The sequence below is a fragment of the Synechococcus sp. O70.2 genome, assembly GCF_047462135.1.
Classification (GTDB): domain Bacteria; phylum Cyanobacteriota; class Cyanobacteriia; order Thermostichales; family Thermostichaceae; genus Thermostichus.
Window position 1 is genome coordinate 24,958 of sequence record NZ_JANSIS010000009.1, and the last position, 22,589, is coordinate 47,546.

At 59.8% G+C, this 22,589-nt stretch carries 23 protein-coding genes and 1 tRNA gene; 14 read left to right on the forward strand and 10 right to left on the reverse strand.

Features of this window, described 5'->3' with window-relative positions:
- Nucleotides 1-77 precede the first annotated feature (77 nt).
- A complete protein-coding gene (locus tag NW812_RS09800) occupies nt 78-713 on the forward strand; it encodes an anthranilate synthase component II (RefSeq protein ID WP_099813308.1) in 636 nt (211 codons plus the stop codon).
- A complete protein-coding gene (locus NW812_RS09805; protein WP_414396338.1) occupies nt 710-1,498 on the forward strand; it encodes an MBL fold metallo-hydrolase in 789 nt (262 codons plus the stop codon). The genes NW812_RS09800 and NW812_RS09805 overlap by 4 nt, the downstream gene beginning before the upstream one ends.
- A 46-nt stretch (nt 1,499-1,544) precedes the next feature.
- Here the strand turns inward: NW812_RS09805 and NW812_RS09810 are convergent, their stop codons facing one another.
- Nucleotides 1,545-2,540 carry a deoxyhypusine synthase family protein gene (locus NW812_RS09810; RefSeq protein WP_414396341.1) on the reverse strand — a complete coding sequence of 332 codons (996 nt, stop codon included), beginning with the start codon at nt 2,538-2,540 and terminating at the stop codon, nt 1,545-1,547.
- A 248-nt stretch (nt 2,541-2,788) separates the two neighbouring features.
- Here NW812_RS09810 and NW812_RS09815 point away from each other — a divergent pair, with 248 nt between their 5' ends.
- The gene (locus NW812_RS09815; RefSeq protein WP_414396343.1) at nt 2,789-4,846 is read left to right on the forward strand and encodes an ATP-binding protein; all 2,058 of its coding nucleotides are present in this window, start codon (nt 2,789-2,791) and stop codon (nt 4,844-4,846) included.
- A 69-nt stretch (nt 4,847-4,915) separates the two neighbouring features.
- Nucleotides 4,916-5,197, forward strand: coding sequence for a 2TM domain-containing protein (locus NW812_RS09820; RefSeq protein WP_414396344.1), 282 nt, complete (start codon nt 4,916-4,918; stop codon nt 5,195-5,197).
- Here NW812_RS09820 and NW812_RS09825 read toward each other — a convergent pair.
- The 3 genes from NW812_RS09825 to petG all read right to left on the reverse strand — a co-directional run bounded on the left by NW812_RS09825 (nt 5,194) and on the right by petG (nt 8,141).
- Complete coding sequence (locus NW812_RS09825) at nt 5,194-6,246, reverse strand: hemolysin family protein (RefSeq protein ID WP_414396346.1); 1,053 nt, start codon at nt 6,244-6,246, stop codon at nt 5,194-5,196. The genes NW812_RS09820 and NW812_RS09825 overlap by 4 nt on opposite strands.
- Before the next feature lie 83 nt (nt 6,247-6,329).
- Nucleotides 6,330-7,955, reverse strand: coding sequence for a bifunctional pantoate--beta-alanine ligase/(d)CMP kinase (locus NW812_RS09830; protein ID WP_414396349.1), 1,626 nt, complete (start codon nt 7,953-7,955; stop codon nt 6,330-6,332).
- 72 nt (nt 7,956-8,027) lie between these two features.
- Nucleotides 8,028-8,141: a cytochrome b6-f complex subunit V gene (petG, locus tag NW812_RS09835; protein ID WP_414361271.1), complete on the reverse strand. Its 114-nt coding sequence runs from the start codon at nt 8,139-8,141 to the stop codon at nt 8,028-8,030.
- Between the two features lie 126 nt (nt 8,142-8,267).
- On the opposite strand from petG, the gene NW812_RS09840 reads away from it, so the two are divergent.
- Complete coding sequence (locus NW812_RS09840) at nt 8,268-9,674, forward strand: 2-succinylbenzoate--CoA ligase (protein WP_414396351.1); 1,407 nt, start codon at nt 8,268-8,270, stop codon at nt 9,672-9,674.
- On the opposite strand, the gene NW812_RS09845 is transcribed toward NW812_RS09840, so the two are convergent.
- Nucleotides 9,671-10,264: a DnaJ domain-containing protein gene (locus NW812_RS09845; protein WP_414396353.1), complete on the reverse strand. Its 594-nt coding sequence runs from the start codon at nt 10,262-10,264 to the stop codon at nt 9,671-9,673. The genes NW812_RS09840 and NW812_RS09845 overlap by 4 nt on opposite strands.
- 241 nt (nt 10,265-10,505) lie before the next feature.
- On the opposite strand from NW812_RS09845, the gene NW812_RS09850 reads away from it, so the two are divergent.
- The 6 genes from NW812_RS09850 to NW812_RS09875 all read left to right on the forward strand — a co-directional run bounded on the left by NW812_RS09850 (nt 10,506) and on the right by NW812_RS09875 (nt 15,688).
- Nucleotides 10,506-11,261, forward strand: a complete 756-nt coding sequence (locus NW812_RS09850) for an ankyrin repeat domain-containing protein (protein ID WP_414396355.1) — start codon at nt 10,506-10,508, stop codon at nt 11,259-11,261.
- 328 nt (nt 11,262-11,589) lie between these two features.
- On the forward strand, nt 11,590-11,940 hold the full coding sequence (locus NW812_RS09855; protein ID WP_414396358.1) for a hypothetical protein: 351 nt from the start codon (nt 11,590-11,592) through the stop codon (nt 11,938-11,940).
- 482 nt (nt 11,941-12,422) lie between these two features.
- Complete coding sequence (locus tag NW812_RS09860) at nt 12,423-13,241, forward strand: hypothetical protein (RefSeq protein WP_414396361.1); 819 nt, start codon at nt 12,423-12,425, stop codon at nt 13,239-13,241.
- A gap of 256 nt (nt 13,242-13,497) precedes the next feature.
- Nucleotides 13,498-14,256, forward strand: a complete 759-nt coding sequence (locus NW812_RS09865) for a thermonuclease family protein (protein WP_414396363.1) — start codon at nt 13,498-13,500, stop codon at nt 14,254-14,256.
- 307 nt (nt 14,257-14,563) lie between these two features.
- The gene (locus tag NW812_RS09870) at nt 14,564-14,713 is read left to right on the forward strand and encodes a hypothetical protein (protein ID WP_414396365.1); all 150 of its coding nucleotides are present in this window, start codon (nt 14,564-14,566) and stop codon (nt 14,711-14,713) included.
- Nucleotides 14,714-15,265: 552 nt separating this feature from the next.
- Complete coding sequence (locus NW812_RS09875; RefSeq protein WP_414396367.1) at nt 15,266-15,688, forward strand: hypothetical protein; 423 nt, start codon at nt 15,266-15,268, stop codon at nt 15,686-15,688.
- Here NW812_RS09875 and mazG read toward each other — a convergent pair.
- Both mazG and NW812_RS09885 read right to left on the reverse strand, forming a co-directional pair.
- Nucleotides 15,650-16,765: a nucleoside triphosphate pyrophosphohydrolase gene (mazG, locus tag NW812_RS09880; RefSeq protein ID WP_414396370.1), complete on the reverse strand. Its 1,116-nt coding sequence runs from the start codon at nt 16,763-16,765 to the stop codon at nt 15,650-15,652. The genes NW812_RS09875 and mazG overlap by 39 nt on opposite strands.
- The gene (locus NW812_RS09885; RefSeq protein ID WP_414396373.1) at nt 16,734-16,961 is read right to left on the reverse strand and encodes a DUF2949 domain-containing protein; all 228 of its coding nucleotides are present in this window, start codon (nt 16,959-16,961) and stop codon (nt 16,734-16,736) included. The genes mazG and NW812_RS09885 overlap by 32 nt, the downstream gene beginning before the upstream one ends.
- 355 nt (nt 16,962-17,316) lie before the next feature.
- Here NW812_RS09885 and NW812_RS09890 point away from each other — a divergent pair, with 355 nt between their 5' ends.
- The 3 genes from NW812_RS09890 (at nt 17,317) to NW812_RS09900 (ending at nt 20,629) form a co-directional block, all read left to right on the forward strand.
- Entirely contained in the window at nt 17,317-17,550 is a 234-nt protein-coding gene (locus NW812_RS09890; RefSeq protein ID WP_414396374.1) for a DUF3148 domain-containing protein, read from the forward strand.
- A 138-nt stretch (nt 17,551-17,688) separates the two neighbouring features.
- The gene (serA, locus tag NW812_RS09895) at nt 17,689-19,272 is read left to right on the forward strand and encodes a phosphoglycerate dehydrogenase (protein ID WP_414396376.1); all 1,584 of its coding nucleotides are present in this window, start codon (nt 17,689-17,691) and stop codon (nt 19,270-19,272) included.
- A gap of 43 nt (nt 19,273-19,315) precedes the next feature.
- On the forward strand, nt 19,316-20,629 hold the full coding sequence (locus NW812_RS09900) for a bifunctional folylpolyglutamate synthase/dihydrofolate synthase (RefSeq protein ID WP_414396378.1): 1,314 nt from the start codon (nt 19,316-19,318) through the stop codon (nt 20,627-20,629).
- A 45-nt stretch (nt 20,630-20,674) separates the two neighbouring features.
- Here NW812_RS09900 and NW812_RS09905 read toward each other — a convergent pair.
- From NW812_RS09905 to NW812_RS09915, 3 genes are all read right to left on the reverse strand, one after another.
- A tRNA-Pro gene (locus NW812_RS09905) sits at nt 20,675-20,748 on the reverse strand.
- Nucleotides 20,749-20,824: 76 nt separating this feature from the next.
- Complete coding sequence (locus NW812_RS09910) at nt 20,825-21,127, reverse strand: Mo-dependent nitrogenase C-terminal domain-containing protein (protein WP_414396381.1); 303 nt, start codon at nt 21,125-21,127, stop codon at nt 20,825-20,827.
- Between the two features lie 343 nt (nt 21,128-21,470).
- On the reverse strand, nt 21,471-22,583 hold the full coding sequence (locus NW812_RS09915; protein ID WP_414396384.1) for an LptF/LptG family permease: 1,113 nt from the start codon (nt 22,581-22,583) through the stop codon (nt 21,471-21,473).
- Nucleotides 22,584-22,589 lie beyond the last annotated feature (6 nt).

Sequence of the window (22,589 nt, forward strand, 5' to 3'; positions counted from 1 at the left end):
ATTTGGGTGTTGGCTCCGGGTTGCGGGCCCTGAAGCCTGGGCAATGCTAAAATGGGGTGCCGTTGCCGGGTGCCATCGTGCTGGTTGTTATCGACAACTACGACAGCTTCACCTACAACCTGGTGCAATACCTGGGGGAGCTAGGCGCAGGGGTACGAGTTTTTCGCAATGACGAGATTTCAGTGGCCCAGCTGCGCCAGATGCGTCCCCAGGCGGTTGTCATTTCTCCAGGGCCAGGACGGCCCGAAGATGCCGGCATCTCGCTGGAGTTGATCCGCGAGCTGGGGCCGGAGCTGCCGATTTTGGGCGTCTGTCTGGGTCACCAGTGCATTGGACAGGTCTACGGCGGTCGGATCGTGCGCGCACCTGAGCTGATGCACGGCAAGACTTCCCTCATCTATCATCGAGGGGTGGGAGTGTTTGAGGGGCTGAGCCAGCCTTTTGTTGCAACCCGCTACCACAGCTTGGTGATTGAGGCTTCCACCTGTCCTGACGAACTAGAGGTGACGGCCCAAACCCAGGACGGCATCATTATGGGGATCCGCCACCGCCGCTATCTTCATGTGCAGGGCGTGCAGTTCCACCCGGAGAGCATTTTGACCGCGGAGGGCAAACGCCTGCTGAGCAACTTCCTGCGCTTGGCCCAGATCCCTACCTCGGGATTGCTCCAGCCGGCGGCTGCCGGGGTTGTGTCAAGGATCCCCACCCGATGAAGCGTCGCCAACTTTTGCAAGCCAGCGCCAGCTTGCTGGGATCCCTTGCCGCAGGGGGTCAATGGGCAAGGGCGCAAACTGATCCTTCTCCAGGGGGATCCCTGGAGTTTACCCCCGGCTCCAGCGCCCAGGGCCTGCAGCTGACCTGGCTGCACCACAGTTGCGTTTTGTTTGAGGGGGAGGGCAAGCGCTTTCTGGTTAACCCCTTTCGGCCAGCCGGTTGTACAGCCGGCTACCCTCCTCCCCGCGTTGCTGCCGATCTGGTGCTCCTCAGCAGCCGCCTTTTGGACGAGGGAGCTTTGGACGTGGTGCCCGGCAACCCCAAAGTGCTGTTTCAGCCAGGCGACTACCTCATCGACGGGATCCGCGTGCAGGGGGTGCGCATGCCGCGGGGCCCCCGCTTTGGCCTCAACGTAGGCTGGCGCTGGCGCATGGGCGGGATCGACATTGTCCACCTGGGAGGGGCACTGCAGCCCATTGGCCGGGAGCAGTCCATCTTGCTCTCTCGCCCTGACCTGTTGTTGGTGCCGGTGGGAGGTGGGCCGAAGAATTACGATCCCAAGGCAGCCAAGGCGGCCATCGAAGCGCTGCAGCCCAAGTTGGTCATCCCCACCATGTATCGCACCGCCGCCGCCGAGGAGTCCCAATGCGAGCTGTTGCCTCTGGAGGCGTTTTTGCGCCTATTTCCCCCCGCTGCCGCGCAACCTGCCCTCAGCAACCCATTGCTACTTTCGGCTCAAGCCCTGCCCAGGCAAGGGATGGCCATCCTGTACTTTGAGCAGTAGGGCCACGCAGCGCAGGCGATGGGCTGTAGGCGTCAGCCTGGGAGTTCTACCACCCCAACACCCAGGCAAAAATTAAAGGCGCCACGATGGTAGCATCCGACTCGATGACGAACTTGGGTGTGTCGACCCCCAACTTGCCCCAGGTGATCTTCTCGTTGGGCGCCGCCCCCGAGTAGGAGCCGTAGCTGGTGGTAGAGTCGCTGATCTGGCAGAAATAGCCCCACAGGGGGATCCCCTTGCGGCCTAGGTCTTGGTGCAGCATGGGCACTACGCAGATGGGAAAATCTCCGGCAATGCCACCGCCAATCTGGAAGAAGCCGACGGAGCACTCCGCTGAGGTGCGTGTGTACCAATCAGCCAGGTGGATCATGTACTCAATGCCCGTGCGGACGGTGTGGACATTGCGGATCTCACCGGTGATGCAGTGGGCAGCGTACATGTTGCCGGTGGTGGAGTCCTCCCAGCCCGGCACGTAGAGGGGCAAGTCAGCCTCCATGGCCGCGTAAACCCAGGAATCCCGGGGATTAATTTGGTAGTAGGGCTCCAGCCTGCCGCTGCGCAGGATGCGGTAGATGAACTCGTGCGGGAAGTAGCGCTCCCCCGCCTGGTCGGCAGCTATCCACTCTTCCAGCAAAGCTTTTTCTAGGCGCCGCATCGCCTCCTCTTCCGGGATGCAGGTATCCGTTACCCGGTTCATGTGCCGCTCCAGCAGCTCCTGCTCCTGCTGTGGGCTGAGATCCCGGTAGTTGGGCACCCGCTCGTAGAAGTCGTGGGCAATGAGGTTAAAGATGTCTTCCTCAAGGTTGGCGCCAGTGCAGGAGATGGCGTGCACCTTGCCCTGCCGAATCATCTCCGCCAGGGAAAGGCCTAGCTCCGCCGTGCTCATGGCACCCGCCAAGGTCACCATCATCTTGCCGCCTTTTTCCAAGTGGGCAGAGTAGCCCTTGGCCGCTTCTACCAGGGCGGCGGCGTTGAAGTGGCGAAAGTGATGCTCGATAAATTGGCTGACAGGGCCGAGGGTCACGGTTTGAGTTTCCGGCAATCTGGATTTGCTTTTGCAAAGCACAATCTCTAATTTTACCAACTCTTGCTGCCGGTGAAACGGTGCGTCGGCAACACCACTGCGAGCAACCTCCCCAGGCGTCACTTCTCCGCGAGCCGACGGAAGAGGCATAGTTCTTTGCACTTGGGCTCGGGATTCTTTGCGGAAGATTTAGCCTTCTCTCAGCCCTGGTCGGAACCCATGTCAGAATGGTGGCGACAGTGTTCTCCAGGGTTGCTATTGGATCCATGCCTCCTGTCAGCACTGCCGAGCCGGCTGAGCCAGTTGCCGCAACTGCTGAGGCCGCTTCTCCAGAGCCAGTGCCTCCTGCCCCGGACACCTCAGAGCCAGCCCAAGTGGAATCTCCCCTGGGATCCCTGCGGCGCTGGTGGGCGCGCTGGAAATACAAGCTGCGCCTGGAGACCCAGTTGCTCTTTGTGGCCACGCTGGTGGTCTCGCTGGTGGTGAGCAGCTTCACCTTCTGGGCCGTCAGCACCGTGCAGCAAGATGCCCGCTTTAACGAGGCCCGCTTTGGCCGGGATCTAGGGTTGCTATTGGCAGCCAATGTTGCTCCCCTCATTGCTGAAGAGCGCCTTGGTGAAGTGGCCCAACTGTCGCGGCAATACTTTGAGAGCACCAGCAGCATCCGCTATTTGCTCTACGCCGACCCCGAGGGGAACATCTACTACGGGATCCCGTTTTCCAACCAGGAGGTGAAAACCTCTCTCAGCCTTACCCGTCGCATGCAACTGCCGGGCAACCGTCCGCCTGCTGAGGGCCAGCCCCTGGTGCGCGCCCACCTCACCCCTGCCGGGCGGGTGACGGACATTTTTGTTGGCATCTACCATCAGGGCCGCTTTTTGGGCACCCTGGCCCTGGGCATCAACCCCAACCCTGCCCTGGTGCGCTCTACGCAACTGGCGCGCGAGGTCTCGATTGGGGTGTTTTTGGCGGTGTGGGTTCTGGCCATCCTGGGAGCCGTGGTCAACGCTCTCACCATCACCTACCCCATCAAGGAGCTGGTCAAAGGCGTCCAGGAAATCACCAAGGGTAACTTCAAACAGCGCATCGACCTGCCCTTTGGGGGGGAGCTGGCCCAACTCATCGACAGCTTTAACAAGATGGCAGAGCGGCTGCAGAGCTACGAGGAGCAGAACATTGAGGAACTGGCTGCTGCCAAGGCTAAGCTGGAGACGCTGGTGTTTTCCATCGTCGATGCGGCCATCTTGCTGGATGCCGAGTTTCGGGTCCTGCTGCTCAACCCAGCTGCCTCGCGCATGTTTGGCTGGGAAGGCGAGCCTGTCCTGGGCAAACCCTTGCTGGAGCTCTTGCCCGAGGATCTGCGGCAGCAACTGGCCCGCCCGCTCACGCAAATTGCCCGCGGGGATCAAGAGGCAGAGGAAATTCGCGTCAACCTCACCAGCCCTACCAAGCGGGTTATCCGCATCCTGCTTTCGCCAGTGTCCGACCCGCGGCGGCAAAACCTCAAGGGGATTGTCATCACCGTGCAGGATATTACCCGCGAGGCAGAGCTCAACGAGGCCAAAGCCCAGTTCATCAGCAACATCAGCCACGAACTGCGCACTCCTCTATTTAGCATCAAGTCGTTCATCGAGACCCTCTACGAGTATGGCGAGCAAATGTCGCCGCAGGAGCGGCTGGACTACCTGGAAATTGCCAACCGCGAAACAGATCGCCTCACTCGTTTGGTCAATGACGTATTGGATTTGTCGCGCCTAGAGTCGGGCAAGCAGTATCACTTTGAGGCTGTTGACATCTCCGCCGTTATCGAGCAAACCCTGCGCACCCATCACCTGCAAGCCCGCGACAAGGGGATCCTGCTGCGCCAGTTTCTCGATCCGGATCTGCCGCCGGTGTGGGGCAACTACGATCTCCTCTTGCAGGTCATGACCAACCTCTTGAGCAATGCCATCAAGTTCACCCCCTCCGGAGGCACAGTGACGGTGCATGCCCACCTGGTGGTTCGGCCGGATGGAGCCCCACAGGCAGTGCGGGTGGCGGTGGCCGACACCGGCATTGGCATCGCCCCGGAGGATCAGGAGCGGATTTTCGAGCGCTTTTTCCGAGTGGAGAACCGGGTACATACCCTGGAGGGCACTGGCCTGGGCCTAGCCATCGTGCGCAACATCCTGGAGAAGCACCGAACCCGCATCTGCCTAGAAAGCAAGCTGGAACAGGGCTCCACCTTTTGGTTTGACCTGCACCTGTACACTGAGGAGGGCCCCTTGGAGTTTGAGGACCAGCCAGCCGAGACGGATCCCCCCAGTTGCCGCTGGCGGCAGTGACCTTGAGGAGCAAAAGGCTGGGGTTGGAATGGTCTACACTGGAGAAAGTTTTAACTAGACGGTTTTGCCATGCCGCCGCGCTGGCCCCGCAAACCCTCCCGTCGGGATCCCGAGTTTCGCAAGCTGGATGACCGCTACACCTACGCAACTCATCTGGCTGTTTTTCTCTGCAGCGCCTCGGGGCTAGTGTTTTTCCAACAGCTGTATCGGGCCGATTGGCCGTGGCTGCTACCTCTACTAGGCTGGTGGGGCCTAGGCTTGGGGATCCACAGCTTTTGGCTCTTTTTTGTGGCCCGCTACCCCGACGACCCAAGCTTTCGGGATCCCGCCAACGAAGACTCTGCAAGTTAGCTAGAGGCGGAGCGCTGCCGTTGTTGCCGCCGCAAAAGCAGGGGAGAGAGGTCGCTCTCGTCGTAGATCTCCCCCACCAGCTCCTCCAAGATGTCCTCCAGCGTGATGAGGCCACTGGTGCCGCCAAATTCATCCACCACAATCCCCAGGTGTTGGCGGGAGCGCAGCATCTCTTTAAGCAGTAGGCTGACGCGCTTGGTCTCGGGGACAAAAAAGGGCGGCGACATCGCCTTGGTTACCTCGACATTGCCTTCTTGCTCCAGGTGGCGCAGGGCCTGCTTGAGGTGGATGACGCCCACAATCTCGTCTTTGGATTCCCCTTGGACGGGGATGCGGGAGTAGCCTGTCTCCAGGCAGAGTTTCACCACATCCTGCAGCGTTTTATCGTGGGAGATGGTTTCCATTTTTACTCTAGGCTTGGCCACATCCCGGGCCCGCAGCCCATCTAAAGCTAGGGCACCGCGGAACAGGCGCCGCTTCTGCCAGTCCAGCAGCCCCCGCTGCCCCAACACATCAATCAACAGTTCCAAATCCTTGAGAGAAGTAGTGTCCAAATCCTTGAGAGAAGTAGTGGACGTCAAGGGAGAAAGCTCCAGGAGATGAAAAAGTCTGCCAACAAGCCACTCGAAGGCATGGGTCAAAGGACGCAGCAGCACCGCTAGGGCATAGACAGGTCCCACCACCCAGCGGAAAACTGCCAGCGGATGGCTGACCGCCAAGGACTTGGGAGCCACTTCGCCTATCAAGAGCACCAGGATCGTGGTGGGCAGGGTGGCAACCAAGCCCCCCAGCGGGGATCCCAGCAGCTCGATGGAGATGGTTGTAGCCAGGGCAGCAATGCCAATGTTGACAAAGTTGTTCACCAGCAGCAAGCTCGTGATGAGCTGTGACCGCTGCTGTTGAACCAGCCGGTAGAACCCCTGCGGATCCCCCTTGTCCTCGATGAGGGACTCCAGGCGCAGGTTGTCCATGGCGGTAATGGCTGTCTCCGCACCGGAGCAAAACGCTGAGACAAGGAGTAAAACGGCAAGGAGAAGCAGACTACCCATAGCGTTCCCGACTACCCAGAGCCGGAGAGAAGGCGTTTGCGTTGGGGAGGCACTTCCCTTATCCCGCTACCTCACTTCGCGGCTTAGCCTTTTGCATCGGGCTGCTCTGAGCCGGCCTTCTCCAAAAGCTGCCGGTACAACGTCACAATTTTGTTCTCCACCTCGGCCTGGCTTAGGTGATCCGTATCGATCACAATGGCATCGGGAGCAGGCCGCAAGGGCGCAATCTGACGCTCACTGTCGTAGCGATCCCGCTGCTCAAGCTGGGCTTTTAGTTCTTCCAAGGACACTACCTGCCCTTGCGCCTGCAGCTGATGTTGCCGACGCTGCGCCCGCTCTCCCAGCGAGGCCGTTAAGAAGACTTTTAGCTCAGCATCGGGAAAGACATGGGTACCAATATCGCGTCCTTCCAGAACGGCCCCTCCATCTCGACCTAGGAGGCGCTGCTGCTTCACCAACTCCTGTCGCACCCCTGGCACTGCCGCCACTTGGGAAACCCAGCGGGTTACTTCAGGAGAGCGAATGGCCTGGGTAATTTCTTGGCCATTGGCCCAGATGCGGGTTGGTTCGTCAGGCGAGGGGCCGCTTTGCAGCCTCAGTTGAGTTTGGGCAGCCAGTTGGGTGAGCTGCTCGGCGTCGTCCAACGGGATCCCCCGTTGCAGGGCTAGCCAGGTAATAGCCCGATACATGGCCCCTGTGTCCAGGTACAGCAACTGCAGCTGAGCGGCCACCGCTCGGGCTACACTGGACTTACCCGCTCCTGCAGGGCCGTCGATGGCAATCAGGGGACGGCGCCCCCTTTTTGGAGAAGGCAGCAGGGCCCCCTCTTCCTTTTGAGGCGGCAAATCGCTTTTCTCCCTTGCCAAAAGTAAGTTGTCGATGAGGCGCGTTTGCCCGACGTAGGCTGCAATAGCTAGGAGCCCCTTGTCTTTTACTTCCGAGAGGGGTTGGAGGGTTTGCGGATCCACCAGCTCTAGGTATTGCAGGCGCAGCTCAGGGGTGTGCTCCAGCTCGGCACGCGCCGCCGCTAGGATCCCTTCAGCAGAGGAATCTCCGGCCTGCCAGTGCTCATAGCCCCGGCGCAAAGCGCGGTAGAGGCCCGCTGCCACCTGCCGTTCCTCTGCCGAGAGGTAGCGGTTGCGGGAACTGTAGGCCAGGCCATCCGCCTCTCGAACGGTGGGGCAGGGGACAATGGTGGTGGGAATCTTCAGGTCTTGAACCAGCCGCTGGATGATGGCCAGTTGCTGGGCATCCTTTTGGCCAAAGTAAGCCCGCTGGGGCTGGACCAGGTTTAGCAGTTGTACCACAATGGTGGCTACACCGCGGAAGTGGCCTGGCCGGTGGGGAGCACAGAGGGTTTGCAAGAGGGAGGGCGGGGGATCGACCCAAGTGCGATCTCTAGCAGATGCCGGGTCCGCTCCCATTTCTTGCAGGTCGGGGGCAAAAACCACATCCACGCCTGCGGCTTCACACAGAGCTCGATCTCCCTCCTCATCGCGGGGGTAGCGCTCCCAGTCCTCATTGGGGCCAAATTGCAGCGGGTTGACGAAAATACTGACCACCGTGTGGTCACACTCCTGGCGGCAGCGGCGAATCAAGCTAAGATGCCCCTCGTGCAGGGATCCCATCGTTGGCACCAGGCCGATGGTGGATCCCCGCCACTTGGCCACTTGCTCCCGCAACGCCGCCACCGTGCGCAGCCACTGCATGGCTTTGCCGCCTTACCCCCTTGGCCAGTTTCCTAGCTGCCGGCCAGGACCAGTTGGCTGGGCTACCTGCCTTTACAGACCCATCTTATTGCTACGCTGATACTGCCGGTAGGCCGACACAAACAAGCCTGCTAGGGTAACTAGAACCATCCCCAAAACGATCCCCAGCAAAATGGGCTCGATCACAAACCCCACCTCCTACTCCAAACCTAGATCATGATAAGCCATGCTCCAAAAACTGCCGAGCTGGCTTGTAGGTACCCGCTGGCCTTTGACTGCCGTGGCGTGTAGGCTGAGGATCCCCCGGCCATGATGGCCTCTAACTCTTCTTGCTCTCCCAGCTTGAAGGAGCGCCTGTCTAACCTGGAAGGACACCTACGTCCTTTGGCAGAAAAGGCTGTGCCTCTGCTGGTGGCAGACTCGGATCCGCTGCAGGTGTGGGCTTTGGTTTTGGCCTGCCAGCGCTTGGGGATCCCCCTCTTCTTGGCCAATCCCCGCTGGGGAGAACGAGAGTGGAGCCAGGCTTTGGCTGGCCTGGGATCCGCTTGGCGCTGGCGGCAAGGGCAGTTGCAGGGGGATCCCACCTCCTCCACCTCCCCTCTGGGGCACTGGCAGCGGATCTTGCCCAGCGCTGATTGGCCAGTGATTGGGATCCCTACTGGTGGCTCCAGCGGCCAGGTGAGATGGGCGGTGCACTCCTGGCGTACCCTCAGCGCCTCCGCCAGAGCCCACCAACAGCACTTTGGCGTGGAGTGTGTCCATAGCTATTGCATGCTGCCCTTGTACCACGTCAGCGGCCTCATGCAGGCCGTTCGCTCCTGGCTGAGCAACGGGCAGTGGATTGTCTGGGATTGGAAACGCCAGCAGCAAGCCGAGGCCTGGGATCCGCCTTTGCCGGGTAGCTTCCTGTCCCTGGTGCCCACCCAGTTGCAACGGCTGCTACTGGATGCCCGGCCGAGAGTGCTGGAAAGCCTGCGCCAATTCCAGGCCATTTTGGTTGGCGGCGGCCCTACCTGGCCCAGCTTGCGACAACAGGCCCGGCAGTTGTACCTGCCCCTGGCCCTCACCTACGGCATGACCGAAACCGCCTCCCAGGTATGTACGCTGCTGCCGCAAGCCTTCTTACAAGGGAGCGACAGCTTGGGTCGACCCCTACCCCATGCCCGCCTGGAGATCCGGGGCGAAGCCGGGGATCCCCTACCCGTCCAGACAGTGGGCTCTATCCACGTCTGGGCCGAATCCCTGGCCCTCGGCTACTACCCCTTGGCAGGGGAGGCTGAGGGCCTGGGCAAGTGGCAACAGCAGGGTTTTGCCCCTGGGGATTGGGGCTACCTCGACTCCCAAGGTCACCTCCACTGGCTGGGCCGCGCCGACGACCTAATCCTAACGGGAGGGGAAAAAGTGATGGCGGCTGAGGTGGAAGGGGAAATCCGCGCCAGCGGCTGGGTGGAAGATGTCTGGGTGCTAGGCCTGCCTGACCGGGAGTGGGGGCAGCAGCTGGTGGCGGTGGCTGTGCCCAAGGTTGGGATCCCTCTGACCGCCGACGAGCTGGAGGAACACCTAAAGCGGCACCTCGCGCAACAACTAAGCCCCTTCAAACACCCCAAGCGGTGGCTATGGTGTAGCGGGATCCCGCGCAACCCTCAGGGCAAAGTCAACCGCCAACAACTCCGGCAGTGGGCAGCTCAGACGTTGGGGATCCCAACGCAGGCAAGTTAGCGGGATCCCTCCCGAATGCCCAGACGGGCTAAATCTCGCTTGATTTCAAAGGCCAATTCTCGGTTGTGCGGCTCCGTGGCCAAAGCTTTTCTCAAGTAGGCTTCCGCCTGCTGATAGCGCCCCTCGTAGATCAAATGGTTGCCGAAGCGCTGGTAGGCCAACGCCAAGATGTGGATGGCCTCGCTGGAGTTGGGAAACCGTTTCAGCAGCGCCTCCGCCTGGGCCACCGCCGTGGGCAACTTCCGCTCCCGCCAGGCTGCCTTGACGCGGGCAATCCCCTCCTTGAGCCCTTCCGGATTGGGCTGCTCTGCCGATGAGGGGCCTATGCTGCGAATGACCACCCGCCTTTCGCCGGCAGCAGGAGAGCTGGGTGGAGATTGACGTTGTGCAGATTGACGTTGTGCATCGTAGCGCCGCCGCTGCTCAGGGTCGCTCAGCACTTGGTAGGCTTGGAGGATTTGTTGGAAACGCTCTCGGGATCCCTCCCCTGCCACATCAGGGTGAAACTGCCGCGCCAGCCGTCGAAACGCCTGTTTAATCTCTTCAATGTCCGCTGCAGGAGATAGGTTCAGGATCGCGTAGTAATCCATAAACGGTGGCGCAACTAAGGGATCGGGAAAAGACCTGGCCAAAAACCAGCTCTAGTCTATCGCTGCGGCCCTGGCTTGACCAAGGGATCCCACCAAGCGCTTGGTTCTCCCGCTTCCCTCAGCAGCAGGGATCCAGTGTTAGACTTTGCCCAAGTTGTTTGGGGCCTCCATTCCGGCCTATCGAGGATCCCTTCCTGTTGCCCAACTTCATTGCAACTTGGCTTTTTTGTTTCTATCTGTTATGAGTGAAGCGCTTCATCAAGCTCTTGCCAATCGAGATCTAAAACAATTATTGGCCCATTTGCAGCGGGGGGAAGATGTGAATGCTGTCGATGCTCAGGGAATGACTTTGCTTCATAAAGCGACACTCCTTGGCGATTTGGAACTGTTGGATTTGCTCTTGGCCCATGGCGCTTCTCCCAATGCCTTGGATCCCACAGGTGCTACCCCTCTCCATTTGGCTGCCGACAGCGGCCAGGTGGAAGTGGTGGAGCGGCTTCTGAAAGCAGGCAGCGATATCAACTTGCCAGACCGCCATGGGTACACTCCTCTGCATCGGGCTGTCTTGGCCGATCGAGCAGAAGTCATCAGCCTGCTGATTCAACAAGGGGCAGATGTCTGTAGGGTTCTTCACTGGGCTGTGGCCACGGGTCGGAAAAGTGCTCTGGCCCGCCTACTTTCTAAAGGAGCCCCTGTGGATGCGGTCGACGAAGCAGGGCGAACCCCTTTACACGAGGCAGCGGCCCAAGGACATCTAGGTATTGCTCGCTTTCTGATCCTGTACGGGGCTAACGTCAATGCCCGCAGCCGCTTTGGAGCAACGCCCCTGCACTGGGCTGCCTGGGGAGGACATGTCCCGATGCTGGAGCTTTTGCTGGAGCATGGGGCCGAACTAAACCCTCGCAATCAGGATGGATACACTCCCTTAGCCTATGCGCAAAAACGCCAGCACAGGCTAGCTGTCCAGTGGCTACAGGAACGAGGTGCAACTCTCTGAACTTCTCCCACCCCCCAATCCCCTCAAAAAACCCTGCCCCTGTTAACAGCCTAGAACCTCGACCAGGAGGAAAAGGGATCCCTTGGCTGGTTCCGCCGGTGCGGGATCCCCTGCTTCGCCCAAGACAAGAGAGGAAGACGAACACCCAACTGGGTGACAGCATCGCACTATTGAGATTAAATTGCAATATCTTACCCAGCTAGCTGGGGGTCTCCTTGATAAAGACTTGCATCAGCACGGGAGGTTCTGGTAGAGTTCCTGCCCGGAGGGTAGTTGGCAAAGATTTGCAGCTAGATCTCCGCCGGAGAAGAAGCTTAGAGTGGCAGGTATGGAAGGGCAGCAAGTTCAGGCAGACGTATGGTGTCGGCCGTTGGGACAACTGGCGCCTCAGTGGTGGCTGGGATGGAGTCCTGAGCAGGGCTTTCGGCTCTACCGCAAAGAGTTTCTGCCTTCTCCTTGTGCTTTGCGGATTAGCTACCGAGAGCAAGACGGCTGGCTGGATGTGTATCTGGGGGAAGCCGAGCAGCATCCCCAGCGGCGGTGCAGCCTCTTAGAGGCAACAGCGCGGGTGGCTTTGCACTACTTGCCAGAGGATTTGCCCCAGGTTCGCCTTCTTCAGTGCCCGCATGAGCGCATTCCTCTGCGGCTTTGGCAGCGGCTAACGCAGCAGCATAGCTGAGAACAGTTCAGAATTTGGGTAGCTCCGCGGGCTCTCCTCTAGTCCTTGATTCACTGGACAATCAGCCACTTTGTGGCATAACCAACCTCCTGCTTTGACGGAGATGGGCTGAGCTAGTAGGCTTGCGAGTACATCTTTTCTGGTAGGCACTTTGCCTAGGCTAAAGTTGGCTCCGTATGAGCCGGTGTGCCTTATGGGGGCTCGTAGCACCTACCTGCAGCAAGGCCTACGGCCCGCTATCGCGATCGCGGGGAAGTTACGCCTGTGGAGATCCCTCTGGCGGGGTGGTAGGGGTAAGCTCTGCCCCTAGCTACGGGTCGTGGAAGCAGGAAGAAAGCGTCAACCTGGAGCAACAGTCCGCTTTTGTCCAGCGTTGTATAAGTCTTTCAGAGCGGTCAGCCAAAGTTACCCAGAAGCCGGTCTCCTCCTTTGGGGAGCGGGGAGTGCCATGATGGACTGGAGCCACCCAAGAACCTGCCCGTATGACCACCGCTGCTTTACCTCGTCGTCGCTCTCACTTGTCCCTGGCCGGCACTTTGGCTGCCGTTGGGGGGGCACTGCTGTGTGGGATCCTGGTAGTGCAGCTCCAGTTGCCCATGTTGGAGCGGATCAACCTGGAGGCCATAGAAAATGCCGAGGTCCGCAAAAACCGCAACATTGCCCTGGCCAATACCTTGGGCTGGCTGGGCTACCGCAATCTGGGAGCTTCCTGGCTGTGGTTAGAGCTAATCCAGTACTACGGCGACGCCCGCGCCCGCGCCCAGACCGGCTACGGCCTTGCCTACGAGTACTTTGACCACATGCTGCGGCTGGATCCCTCTTTCTTCCAGGGCTACCGACTGTCTAGCTTGGTGTTGGCCTATTGGGCCGGTCAGCCGGAAAAAGCTATCGAGATTTTGGATCGCGGCCTACAGCAGTTCAACCCCCAGAACAATCCCGATGCCTGGCGGCTCTACGTGGATCGCGCCCTGATCAATTTCATGTTTCTGGGGGATGCGGAAGCAGGTCGCAATGACTACTACCAAGCCGCGGCCTGGCGGGAGCAGGTGGGCTTGCCCGGCGACGACTTTCGCCAGTTGGGGGACAACATTGCCCGCAGCCCTCTCAGCCGCCGTTCTCGCTTCGATGTCTGGCTGAGCGTGTTTAACGCCACCAGCGACCGGGACACCCGCTTGTTTGCCCTAAAGCAACTGGCCCAACTGGGCACGGTTTTGCGGACGCTGCCCACAGGTGAAGTGGAAATTCTCCCGCCTCCCCTGCCTGATGGGATCGAGGGAGAGCCCTATCGCCTCCGTCTGTAATTTCACTGCCAGCGCAAAGATTGTGCTCCAGGAGCAGGCTCTGCTGAGCTGAACTCTAGCCCGAATTCTGCTGTTTGCTTGAGGTGGTTGGCCAAAAGCCGTGTCTTTTGGCTAGGAAAGTTAGCTTTCCTTGTGCGAAAGGTGGCAGCCACCGTCCCAGGGAGCAGCAGCTACCCTTGTAAAAGCCTCTAGGGACGCTCTAGGGCTTGGGTTTGTTCCCAGAGTTTTTCTTGACTTCACCTTAGGAGTGACCCCTATGAGCTCAAAAACTTCCCTCCCGATGACGGCGGCTGTCCTTGCCAGCAGTTGGGTTATCCTGCCTGCAGCAGCCCAATCTTTCGAGACAGTGCGAGTGCGGTCGGTGGTCGATGGGGACACCTTCTGGGCAGACCTAAACGACAGGCCAACCCGTTTTCGCCTTGCCTATGTAGATGCGCCGGAGCTGACGCAGGGACAGTGGGGACGGCTCTCGCAGGAGGCTTTGCAAAAGCTGCTGCCACCGGGATCCCTGGTGCAGGCCGACACTCTTTACATCACCCCAGAGGGGCTGCACATTGTCGAGGTGTACAACGCCGATGGCCTGGTGAATTTGGAGATGCTGCGCCAAGGACAGGCGGTGGTCTACGAGCGCTTTTTGCACGAGGCCAACCGGGAGCGCTACCTAGAAGCTCAAGGGGTCGCGCAGGCGGCACACCGTGGTTTTTGGCAGCAACCCAAGCCGGTGATGCCGTGGGAGTTTCGAGAAACAGCGCTGCAAACTGTAGCTTTTGCAGGGCCTTACGCTTTGGAGGGGTCTTTCCTGCGGGAAAACCCAGCCGCAGCAGCAGGTGTGGGTATTGCCACGGCGGTGGTGATGGTGGGGCTAGGCAAACTGCTGGGGAAAAAGTCCAGCCAGCAGGGGGTAGGCATCCGGCAGCTGGAGCGGGATCTCAAACACCTGCAGCGCAGCCTGACCACAACCCTGGCCAGCCGTAAGCTCCTTGATTCACCGGACCTAACCAACCTTCTGCCTTGACGTAGATGGGCTGAGCTAGTAGGCTAGCAGGTACATCTTCTTGGGTAGGCGTTTTGCCTAGGCTAAAGTTGGCTCCGTCTTTAGCCTGTGTGCCTTATGGGGGCAAGGAGCAACTACCTGCAGCTTGCGGGGAAGTCACGCCTGTGGAGATCCCTCTGGCGGGGTGGTAGGGGTGGACTCTGCCACTAGCTATGGGTCGCTGAAGCAGGAAGAAAGGCTCAACGCCGAGTGAAAGTCTGCTTTCACCCGGGGTTGTATCAGAGCGGCTATCCAGCATAACCAGGACGAGCTGGCACGCCAGGCTTTGGTGCAGCGAGACCAACATCTCAGGGCGGCAGAGATCGTTCGCCGCTCCCTAGAGGAGGTGGAAGCCCAGGCAGTTGCCCTTCGCGAGGGCATTTCCCACCTAGAAAGCCAGATTGCAATGGCCAAGCTGGAACAGGAGAGGAACACCTAAGCTTCTCCGTAAGTAGGGGTGCCCCAGTGGGAGCCCCCGGAGGAAGGGGTCTCAAGGCAGTTTCTGCAGCATGGCCGGCCCTGGCGCAGGGTTGCAGCAGGAGGTTGACCTGCAGATTACCCCGTGTCCAGCCGACTACCTTCGGTTTTGCCTCCTGTCTGGGCAGCGCTGCGCTTCAGCCCCCTAGGTTTCGCGAGGAGTTCTCACGCCTGAAGAAAGGATCTCTCCCCCCGAAGAGGGTAGAGGGCTTGGATCTGCGCATTGGCGAAACGGTTGTTAGGGATCCCCGTAGCCAGAGACTCAAGTTGCAGCCTAGTGGGGGGAGGCAGGGGTTGCCTAGATTGGGATCAAGGCGGCTGGGGCTCGAGGCAGGGGCAGGGTCATAGACTGGGAAAGGATTCGGTGAGAGAAAGCTGCTGCTGTGGGCTCTTGTTCTAGCTTTAGCGCAGCGTGGAGTACAACGTGGGAGCAATGGCCTTCTTAGCTTGCTGTTCTTCTTTCCCTCGGCGTTGGGGGAGAGCGCTACAAAGCTGGGGGAGCTGGACAGGACTGTTGCTCCTGGCTCTGCAACTGGGGCAGTCTGCTGGGGCTCAAGAGACCCAAGTCTGGATTGGCACTGGCCAGATCCTGAGCGGCCAAGGACAGGGAGCAACGGTGCAACTGGTTCTGGAAACAGGAGGCGGACGGATTTGGAGCCAGTCGGGGCCAGCTTTGGATGCGCCCTTTTCTGGCGAACAGATTTCGGTTACCAGCGGCGATGGCACCTGGCAAATCCAACCCCAAGGGGATCAGTTGGTGGTGACCTTTTACCGCGGTGAGCAGATCATCCGCTGGCAACTACGCCCTGTGGGCAAGGTGCCAACTTCTTCTTCCCCTCTGCCACCTGCCTCTTGGAGGGGCGAGACTCCCCAGCCCCTGGCTTTGCCTAAGCGAGAGCTAGTTCTTCCTGTCCTCAATCTGCTGCGCCATCCCTAAAGGATGGGGGTGTTCTTGCTTTGCTTGCTGCCAAAGCGCCTCTAGCTCTTGAGGGCTGCGGCCTTTGAGAGGGAAGTCTTGTTCTGCCTGTTGCCGCGCCAGCTCTTCCAGGCGCAAAAAGCGGCGAGCAAGGCGCAGGTTAGTCTGGGTCAGAGCCTGGACAGCATCCAGCCCATACCAGCAGCCCAAGGCGACCAGGGCAAACAGCAGATCCCCCAGCTCAGCTTCCTGTCGCGCCCGGTCGGGGGGATCTCGTTCCAGCTCTTGGCGCAGTTCGGCCTCCTCCTCGCGGATCTTGGCCCAGATCCTTTCTCCTGTTGGCCACTCCAACCCGGAGCTCACCACCTTTTGGGAGATTTTCAAGGCGGCCAGCAGGGGGGGCAAAGTTTCAGCGTAGTGCAGCAGTTTTTGACCCAGAGTTTGCTGCGGCTGCTCTTGCTGCTTGATGTCTTCCCAAAAGCGGTGCAACTCGGACAGGTCAGAACTCTCTGGCTGGGGGCTATCCCCAAACACATGGGGGTGGCGACGGATGAGCTTGTCGGCAATCCGCGCTGCCACGGTTTCCAGGTTGAAGTGGTTGCGCTCAGCAAAAATCTGGGATTGCAACACCACCTGCAACAACAAGTCCCCCAGCTCTTCGGCAATAGCCGCCGGATCCCCGGATCGAATGGCCGCCATTGTCTCGTAGGCTTCTTCAAGGATGTAGGGAGTGAGGGATTCGGGCGTTTGGGCGCGATCCCAAGGACAACCCCTGGGGGAACGTAGCTGGGCCACGATTGCTGCAAGGCGGCTGAGGTGCTGGGCAGACTCGGCGCGCTCCAGGTAGAGATGGGCAAAAGCACCCGTTTTTTCAGGCTCCCAGCTTTGCAGCGTCAGGGGGCCAGCCACCACTTGCAAGTCTGCTGTCAGCAGCGTCAAAGATTGAGCAGGGGCACAGACCTGCCGTAAACAGCAGTCCAGCTCCGCCAGTTCCTTGCTCCCGCAATTTTTCAGCAGCAGGGATCCCTGCCCCGCCGCCGACCAGTGGGCCAGCTCCTCTTGCCAGTTAGGCTGTAGGCTGTCCAGCGTTTGCAGCATGGTCGTAGGTGCGGCCCAGATCTAGAAGACGCCTGAGCTGCTCGAGGTCAATGAAACTCAGCTCCAAAAGGATCATCAGCAGCGGTCCTTGCTGGCGGCGCTGCAGTTTCTTGGCCAAGCTCAGTTGCGAGCGGTCGATGATGCCCGCTTGCAAGAGGTATTCTTCCAAAGCCGGAGGAGGAATGGGATCTACCATGGTCGTTTCCAATCCTGAAAAGAACCGCTGAAAAAACTGAGAAAGTAGCCGGCTGACGTAACTATTCTTAACACTCCTACAGGGTTTGCGCAAAGAGGCAGCAAGCAGGCCAAGGGTGAGCAAGGGGAATGAGGTCGAGTGGTTGCCACCCAGAGCACGGGAAATCAAGGCCCTGAGGTCAGAGTATAATAGCAAGTCTGCTGGCGATTGACAGCGGCTTAGGAAGCCGAAGCACTTTCCTTAAGCTGACTGGGAGCTGCTGTTTTTAGCGCCGCGCTTCTGGCGGCAGGGAGCTAGCGCAAGCTCCGCTGAGCTGAAAGCAGGTGTTCTCGTCACCCCTTGGGGGATTCTTGCTATGGCTGAACCTCAAGATTTGCTGCCGGTGGGGGCAAGGGTTGAGGTAGTGGAGATGCCTCCTTATCTAAAGACGGCCGATCCAATCCCAATGTTGCGCCCGGCCCATCTGATTCGGCTGCACGAGCAAGGGGTGATTCGGCAGCGGCGGATGTTGGGCACTTATTGTGTGCAGTTTGCCAATGGCCTCTTTCTGATCGACGGCAAATATCTTGCCCCCGTGGGATCCCGCTGAGATGAAGCTACAGGCCTTGAGAGGGCCGGCAGACTTTCGCGGTAGATTAAAGGTGCTTGCTGGAGTCGGGTCAACATTCAGCGCCGCGGCAGGAGTCAGGCTGGCTTGCGGCATTGGCAATTTAGGCTAGCGTTGCGTATGCCCAGAGTTATCGTCACCGATCCCATTGACCAGGCGGGAATTGACATCCTCTCCCAGGTAGCTCAGGTGGATGTGCGCACCAACCTCACCCTCGAGGAGCTGATCGCAGTTATCCCCAACTACGATGCCATTATGGTGCGCTCCGGCACGCGGGTTACCCGTGAGGTCATTGAGGCCGGGAAGAACCTGAAAATCATTGGCCGGGCAGGGGTAGGTGTGGACAACATCGACGTGGCTGCTGCCACCAAAGCAGGGATCCTGGTGGTCAACTCCCCTGAGGGCAATACTATCGCTGCCGCCGAGCACGCTATTGCACTGATGATGGCCCTCTCGCGCCACATTGCCGATGCTAATGCCTCCCTGAAAGCAGGCCAGTGGAAGCGAGAGGAGTTTGTGGGGGTAGAGGTTTACAAAAAGACCCTGGGTATCGTTGGCCTGGGCCGGATTGGCTCCCATGTAGCCCAGATTGCCAAAGCGATGGGGATGCGGCTTTTGGCCTACGATCCCTACATTTCCATAGAGCGGGCGGAGCAACTGGGGGTGCGCCTGGTGGATTTCACAACCCTGGTGCAGGAATCGGACTACATCACCCTGCATGTTCCCAAGACCCCCGAGACCACTAACCTGTTTAACGCTGAAACCTTTCGCCTAATGAAGCCGACCGCCCGCCTGATTAACTGTGCCCGTGGCGGCCTGGTGGACGAGCAGGCCCTTTACGAAGCCCTCAAATCCGGCCAGATTGCCGGGGCGGCCCTGGACGTCTTTGCCGAAGAGCCCCTCAGCAAAGATTCACCTCTTCTTTCCTTGGGCAAGGAGCTCCTGCTGACACCGCACCTGGGGGCTTCTACCGAGGAGGCGCAGGTCAATGTAGCCATCGATGTAGCCGAGCAGATCCGCGATGTGTTGCTGGGGCTGCCCGCTCGCTCGGCTGTGAACATTCCCGGCCTGCAGGCAGAGGTGCTGCAAAGCCTCAAGCCCTACCTCGAGTTGGCCGAAACGCTGGGCAACCTGGTGGGTCAGTTGGCGGGGGATCGGGTTAGCCAGTTGGAGATCCGCCTGCAGGGATCCCTGGCAGAGAAAGACAGCCGGCCAATTGTCATCGCCGCCCTCAAGGGGCTTTTGACGCTGGCCTTGCGGGAGCGGGTCAACTACGTCAACGCTTCCATTGAGGCCAAGGAGCGGGGCATCCGCGTAGTGGAAACGCGGGATCCCTCGGTGAAGGACTATTCCGGCTCCCTGACCTTGATTGCCCACGGCCCCAATGGGGTGCGTTCCGTCTCGGGGGCGCTGATTGGGGAGCGGGAGGTGCGCATTACCCAGATCGACGAGTTCCCGGTCAATGTGCCGCCTTCGGCCAACATGCTGATGACCTTGCACCGGGATATGCCAGGGATCATCGGGCGGATTGGCACCCTGCTGGGGGCCTACAACGTCAACATCGCCAGCATGCAGGTGGGGCGCAAGATCATCCGCGGCGATGCGGTGATGGTGCTCAGCCTGGATGATCCCCTGCCGGATGGAATCCTAGAAGAGGTGCTCAAGCAGCCGGGCATTCGCGACGCTTTTGTGGTGAACCTTTGACAGCTTTTGGCGCCAGTGAGGAAGTGCCGAGTTGAGGTGAAGCTTGAGCCCGAATACCCTGTCGCCAATGGGTGGGATCTCAACCTGGGATTGGCCTGGGTTTCTGGAGTCGCTGGGCCACTTTGGCGTCGATCTCAGCCTGGATCGCATGCAGGTTCTGCTGCAGCGCCTGGGCCAGCCGCAGGCGGGGATCCCAGCCATCCACGTCGCTGGCACCAACGGCAAGGGGTCCGTCTGCGCCTGGGTTAGCCACGTGCTGTGGGCGGCGGGCTACCGGGTGGGCCGCTACACCTCCCCCCATTTGGTGGATTGGCGCGAGCGGATCTGGCTCAATGGGGAGTATATTTCCGCCGCCGACTGGAGCCAAGCGTTGGCCCAAGTGCGGGACTGTCTACAAACCTACCCTCCTGGCGAGGCCTCTCCGACGCAGTTTGAGGCCCTCACTGCTACTGCCTGGCTATACTTCCGCCAGCAAAAGGTGGAGGTGGCTGTAATGGAAGTGGGCTTAGGGGGTCGGCTAGATGCCACCAATGCCGGAATCGAGCCGGTGGTGACCGCCATCACCTCCATCGGCTGGGATCACTGGCAACGCCTAGGCAATAGCCTGGAGCAAATTGCCGCCGAAAAGGCCGGCATCCTTAAGCCAGGGATCCCCGCGGTGTGCGCGCCCCAACCCCCTGAGGTGATGGCCGTGATCCAAGCCAAGGCAGAGCAGGTGGGCAGTCCCCTGCGGGTAGTGGAGCCTCTGCACTGGTCGGGTCCCCAGACTGTCCGCTGGCGGGATCAGGTGCTTACCCTGCCCCTTGCCGGTGAGGTGCAACTGGTCAATGGGGCGGTAGCTCTGGCCGTTGTGGAAACTCTGCAGGAACAAGGTTGGCAAATCCCAGATGTTGCTGTTGCCAAAGGATTTGCTCTCACCCGTTGGCCGGGCCGCCTACAGAGAGTGCAGATGGGATCCCGCCAGCTGCTGCTGGATGGAGCCCATAACTTGCCGGCTGCCCAAGCTCTGCGCCGCTACCTTGACCAGCACCAGCCCGGACCCCTCACCTGGTACATGGGCATCCTCACTACCAAGGATGTCAAGGGTATTCTGGCTACCCTACTGCGACCGGGGGATCGCTTCTTGGCCCTGCCCATCCTCGGCCATGCGGGAACAGATCCGCAAGAATTGGCCCACCTAGCTCGAAGCCTCCAGCCCCATCTCTGCCTTGCCCAGGCCCTGCCAGATCTTGACGCTCTGCGGGCCCAACTGCAGCAGCCTCCTGATCCCGACGAGCCACCCGGGGTGGTCTGTGGATCCCTATACCTGCTGGGCCAGGTGATACAGGCTTGCCTGGGCTGGGATCTGGCCTGCTGAGAATCCTGCAGCTAGTCTGACCAAGCGCCTCCTTTTGCCGCCTTATCGGGATGACAGGATTTGAACCTGCGGCCCTCTGCTCCCAAAGCAGATGCGCTACCAAGCTGCGCTACATCCCGTCGTTACTAGATTATGGCAGAAAATTGCCCCAGATCTCTACCTGCAAGCGCCAAACTCCTGCCCCCTCTTCTCGCCTCACAGGTAGCGGCTGATGTCGTCTCCCCGCTCTGCTAGGAAGGACAGAGCTCGCAAGCGCAGCCTTACCAACTGCTCATAAAAGGGGTTGAGCTTGCATAGTGCTGGGATGTGCATTACCCTATAGCCAAACAAGATGATGTCTCGCTCAAAGGGGCAGCGGGCGGGAATCCGCCGGCACAGAAAGTGGGCAAGGCGGGGATCCCGCACTTCTACAGCATCGATGGCTGCTCGAATAAGCTCCAGAGGGGTCTGTAGCCAGTTGCCTAGACGAGCTATAGGCTTGAGATATATGGAAGCCATAGGATAGCTTGTTCCCTCCTACAGTTAGTTTGACTTTCCCGACGGAAAGCTTGCCTTTGGGAATAAGGATCTCTGCTCAACCTTGCAGAGCTACATGTTTTGCATACAAAAGTTGATTTGTAAATAAAGCTACATTCTTACCCTCTCTCCAGTTCCTCCGATATACTCCTACCTATACCCATCATAGGTATCTATACCCATCATAAGTAAGGTGGATCTGGAGAAACCCCCTGGGGGAGGAGGGGGATCCCTGTACCTATAGGTGCCTTCTAGCCCTAGGTTAACCCTAGGCCAAGCTTTTCCCTGGCAAAAGTCTCCTGAAAACTCCTGGAAGTCGACCTCCCTAGCGTAAGAAACGGGCCAACAGCAGCAGGCCGAGGCCGCCGAAGAGGAGGTTGAAGCTCCAGGCTGCTGCCCAGGGGGGAAGAGCTCCTGCTTCCCCAAGGCTGCGAGACACGCTCAGCACCACGTAGTAGGCAAACACCAAGAGGATCCCCAAGACGACGCCCCCGTAGCGGCCTACGCTTCGCGCGGTGGTGGATCCTAGGGGGAGGGAAATGAGCACGGCAAAAAAGCTGGCCAAGGGCAGGGAAAAGCGCATGTGGAACTCGGTGCGCAGAGGTTGAGTATTGAGGTTGGAGCGGGCAAGGTGGGCAATGCGCTCCGCCAGCTCCGGCAGGCTCAGCTCGTTGGGGGGAACTGGCGGCTGCATCAGGGTGGCCAGATCTCGGGAGACTTCTAGCGGCTTGTAGTCGAAAGGTTCCTCGGCCAGGCTGAGGCCGTCGGGGCCGTAGCGGTGGGTTACGCCTTCCCTGAGAGTCCAGCCCAGGCCATTCCACACTGCCTGAGCTGCCAGGGTCACCTCCACCAACTGGTACTTGCCCCCCGGCAAGGGATCCACCCGCAAGATGGTGACATCCTGCATGGTGTTGAGGCGGGGATCCACCTGGCGGATAAAAAACCAGAGGTTGTCTTCGGTTTTGAAAAAGACGTCGTATTGCACCAGACTGGTGGCCTGGGTCAGAAGCGCCTGCTGGTCGATACGGCGGATTTCCCGCTTGCTAGCTGGCAAGAGCACGTTGCTCATCACAAAAGCGGCTAGGCTCAAAAGCAGCCCCACTAGAAGCAGGGGTCGAAAAATGCGCGTAAACGGAATCCCCGCCGCCCGCATGGCGGTCATTTCACTGTTGCCGCTCAGCTTGCCCAAGGTCAGTAGGGTGGCAAAAAAAGCGGCGATGGGCATGCCCAGCACCACCATCTCCGGCAGATCCAAAATGAGAAGGCGCAACACCCCTAGGGGTGGCACGGATCCCTCGACCAGCCGCTCGGCCAGAGTAAAGAGCCGGCCCGCCAAGAGCAGCAGGGTTCCCCCCGCCAGGCCAGCCAAAAGGGGGGCGAGCATCTGGCCAAAGAGGTAGCGCTCCAGCAGCCAAAACTTGGTGAACAAGCGGGCCATCTCTAG

Coding starts and splice junctions, on each gene's coding strand:
- NW812_RS09805 (WP_414396338.1), top strand. CDS start 710: ATGAAGCGTCGCCAACTTTTGCAAGCCAGCGCCAGCTTGCTGGGATCC.
- NW812_RS09815 (WP_414396343.1), top strand. CDS start 2,789: ATGCCTCCTGTCAGCACTGCCGAGCCGGCTGAGCCAGTTGCCGCAACT.
- NW812_RS09820 (WP_414396344.1), top strand. CDS start 4,916: ATGCCGCCGCGCTGGCCCCGCAAACCCTCCCGTCGGGATCCCGAGTTT.
- NW812_RS09825 (WP_414396346.1), bottom strand. CDS start 6,246: ATGGGTAGTCTGCTTCTCCTTGCCGTTTTACTCCTTGTCTCAGCGTTT.
- NW812_RS09830 (WP_414396349.1), bottom strand. CDS start 7,955: ATGCAGTGGCTGCGCACGGTGGCGGCGTTGCGGGAGCAAGTGGCCAAG.
- NW812_RS09840 (WP_414396351.1), top strand. CDS start 8,268: ATGGCCTCTAACTCTTCTTGCTCTCCCAGCTTGAAGGAGCGCCTGTCT.
- NW812_RS09845 (WP_414396353.1), bottom strand. CDS start 10,264: ATGGATTACTACGCGATCCTGAACCTATCTCCTGCAGCGGACATTGAA.
- NW812_RS09850 (WP_414396355.1), top strand. CDS start 10,506: ATGAGTGAAGCGCTTCATCAAGCTCTTGCCAATCGAGATCTAAAACAA.
- NW812_RS09855 (WP_414396358.1), top strand. CDS start 11,590: ATGGAAGGGCAGCAAGTTCAGGCAGACGTATGGTGTCGGCCGTTGGGA.
- NW812_RS09860 (WP_414396361.1), top strand. CDS start 12,423: ATGACCACCGCTGCTTTACCTCGTCGTCGCTCTCACTTGTCCCTGGCC.
- NW812_RS09865 (WP_414396363.1), top strand. CDS start 13,498: ATGAGCTCAAAAACTTCCCTCCCGATGACGGCGGCTGTCCTTGCCAGC.
- mazG (WP_414396370.1), bottom strand. CDS start 16,765: ATGCTGCAAACGCTGGACAGCCTACAGCCTAACTGGCAAGAGGAGCTG.
- NW812_RS09885 (WP_414396373.1), bottom strand. CDS start 16,961: ATGGTAGATCCCATTCCTCCTCCGGCTTTGGAAGAATACCTCTTGCAA.
- NW812_RS09890 (WP_414396374.1), top strand. CDS start 17,317: ATGGCTGAACCTCAAGATTTGCTGCCGGTGGGGGCAAGGGTTGAGGTA.
- serA (WP_414396376.1), top strand. CDS start 17,689: ATGCCCAGAGTTATCGTCACCGATCCCATTGACCAGGCGGGAATTGAC.
- NW812_RS09910 (WP_414396381.1), bottom strand. CDS start 21,127: ATGGCTTCCATATATCTCAAGCCTATAGCTCGTCTAGGCAACTGGCTA.
- NW812_RS09915 (WP_414396384.1), bottom strand. CDS start 22,583: ATGGCCCGCTTGTTCACCAAGTTTTGGCTGCTGGAGCGCTACCTCTTT.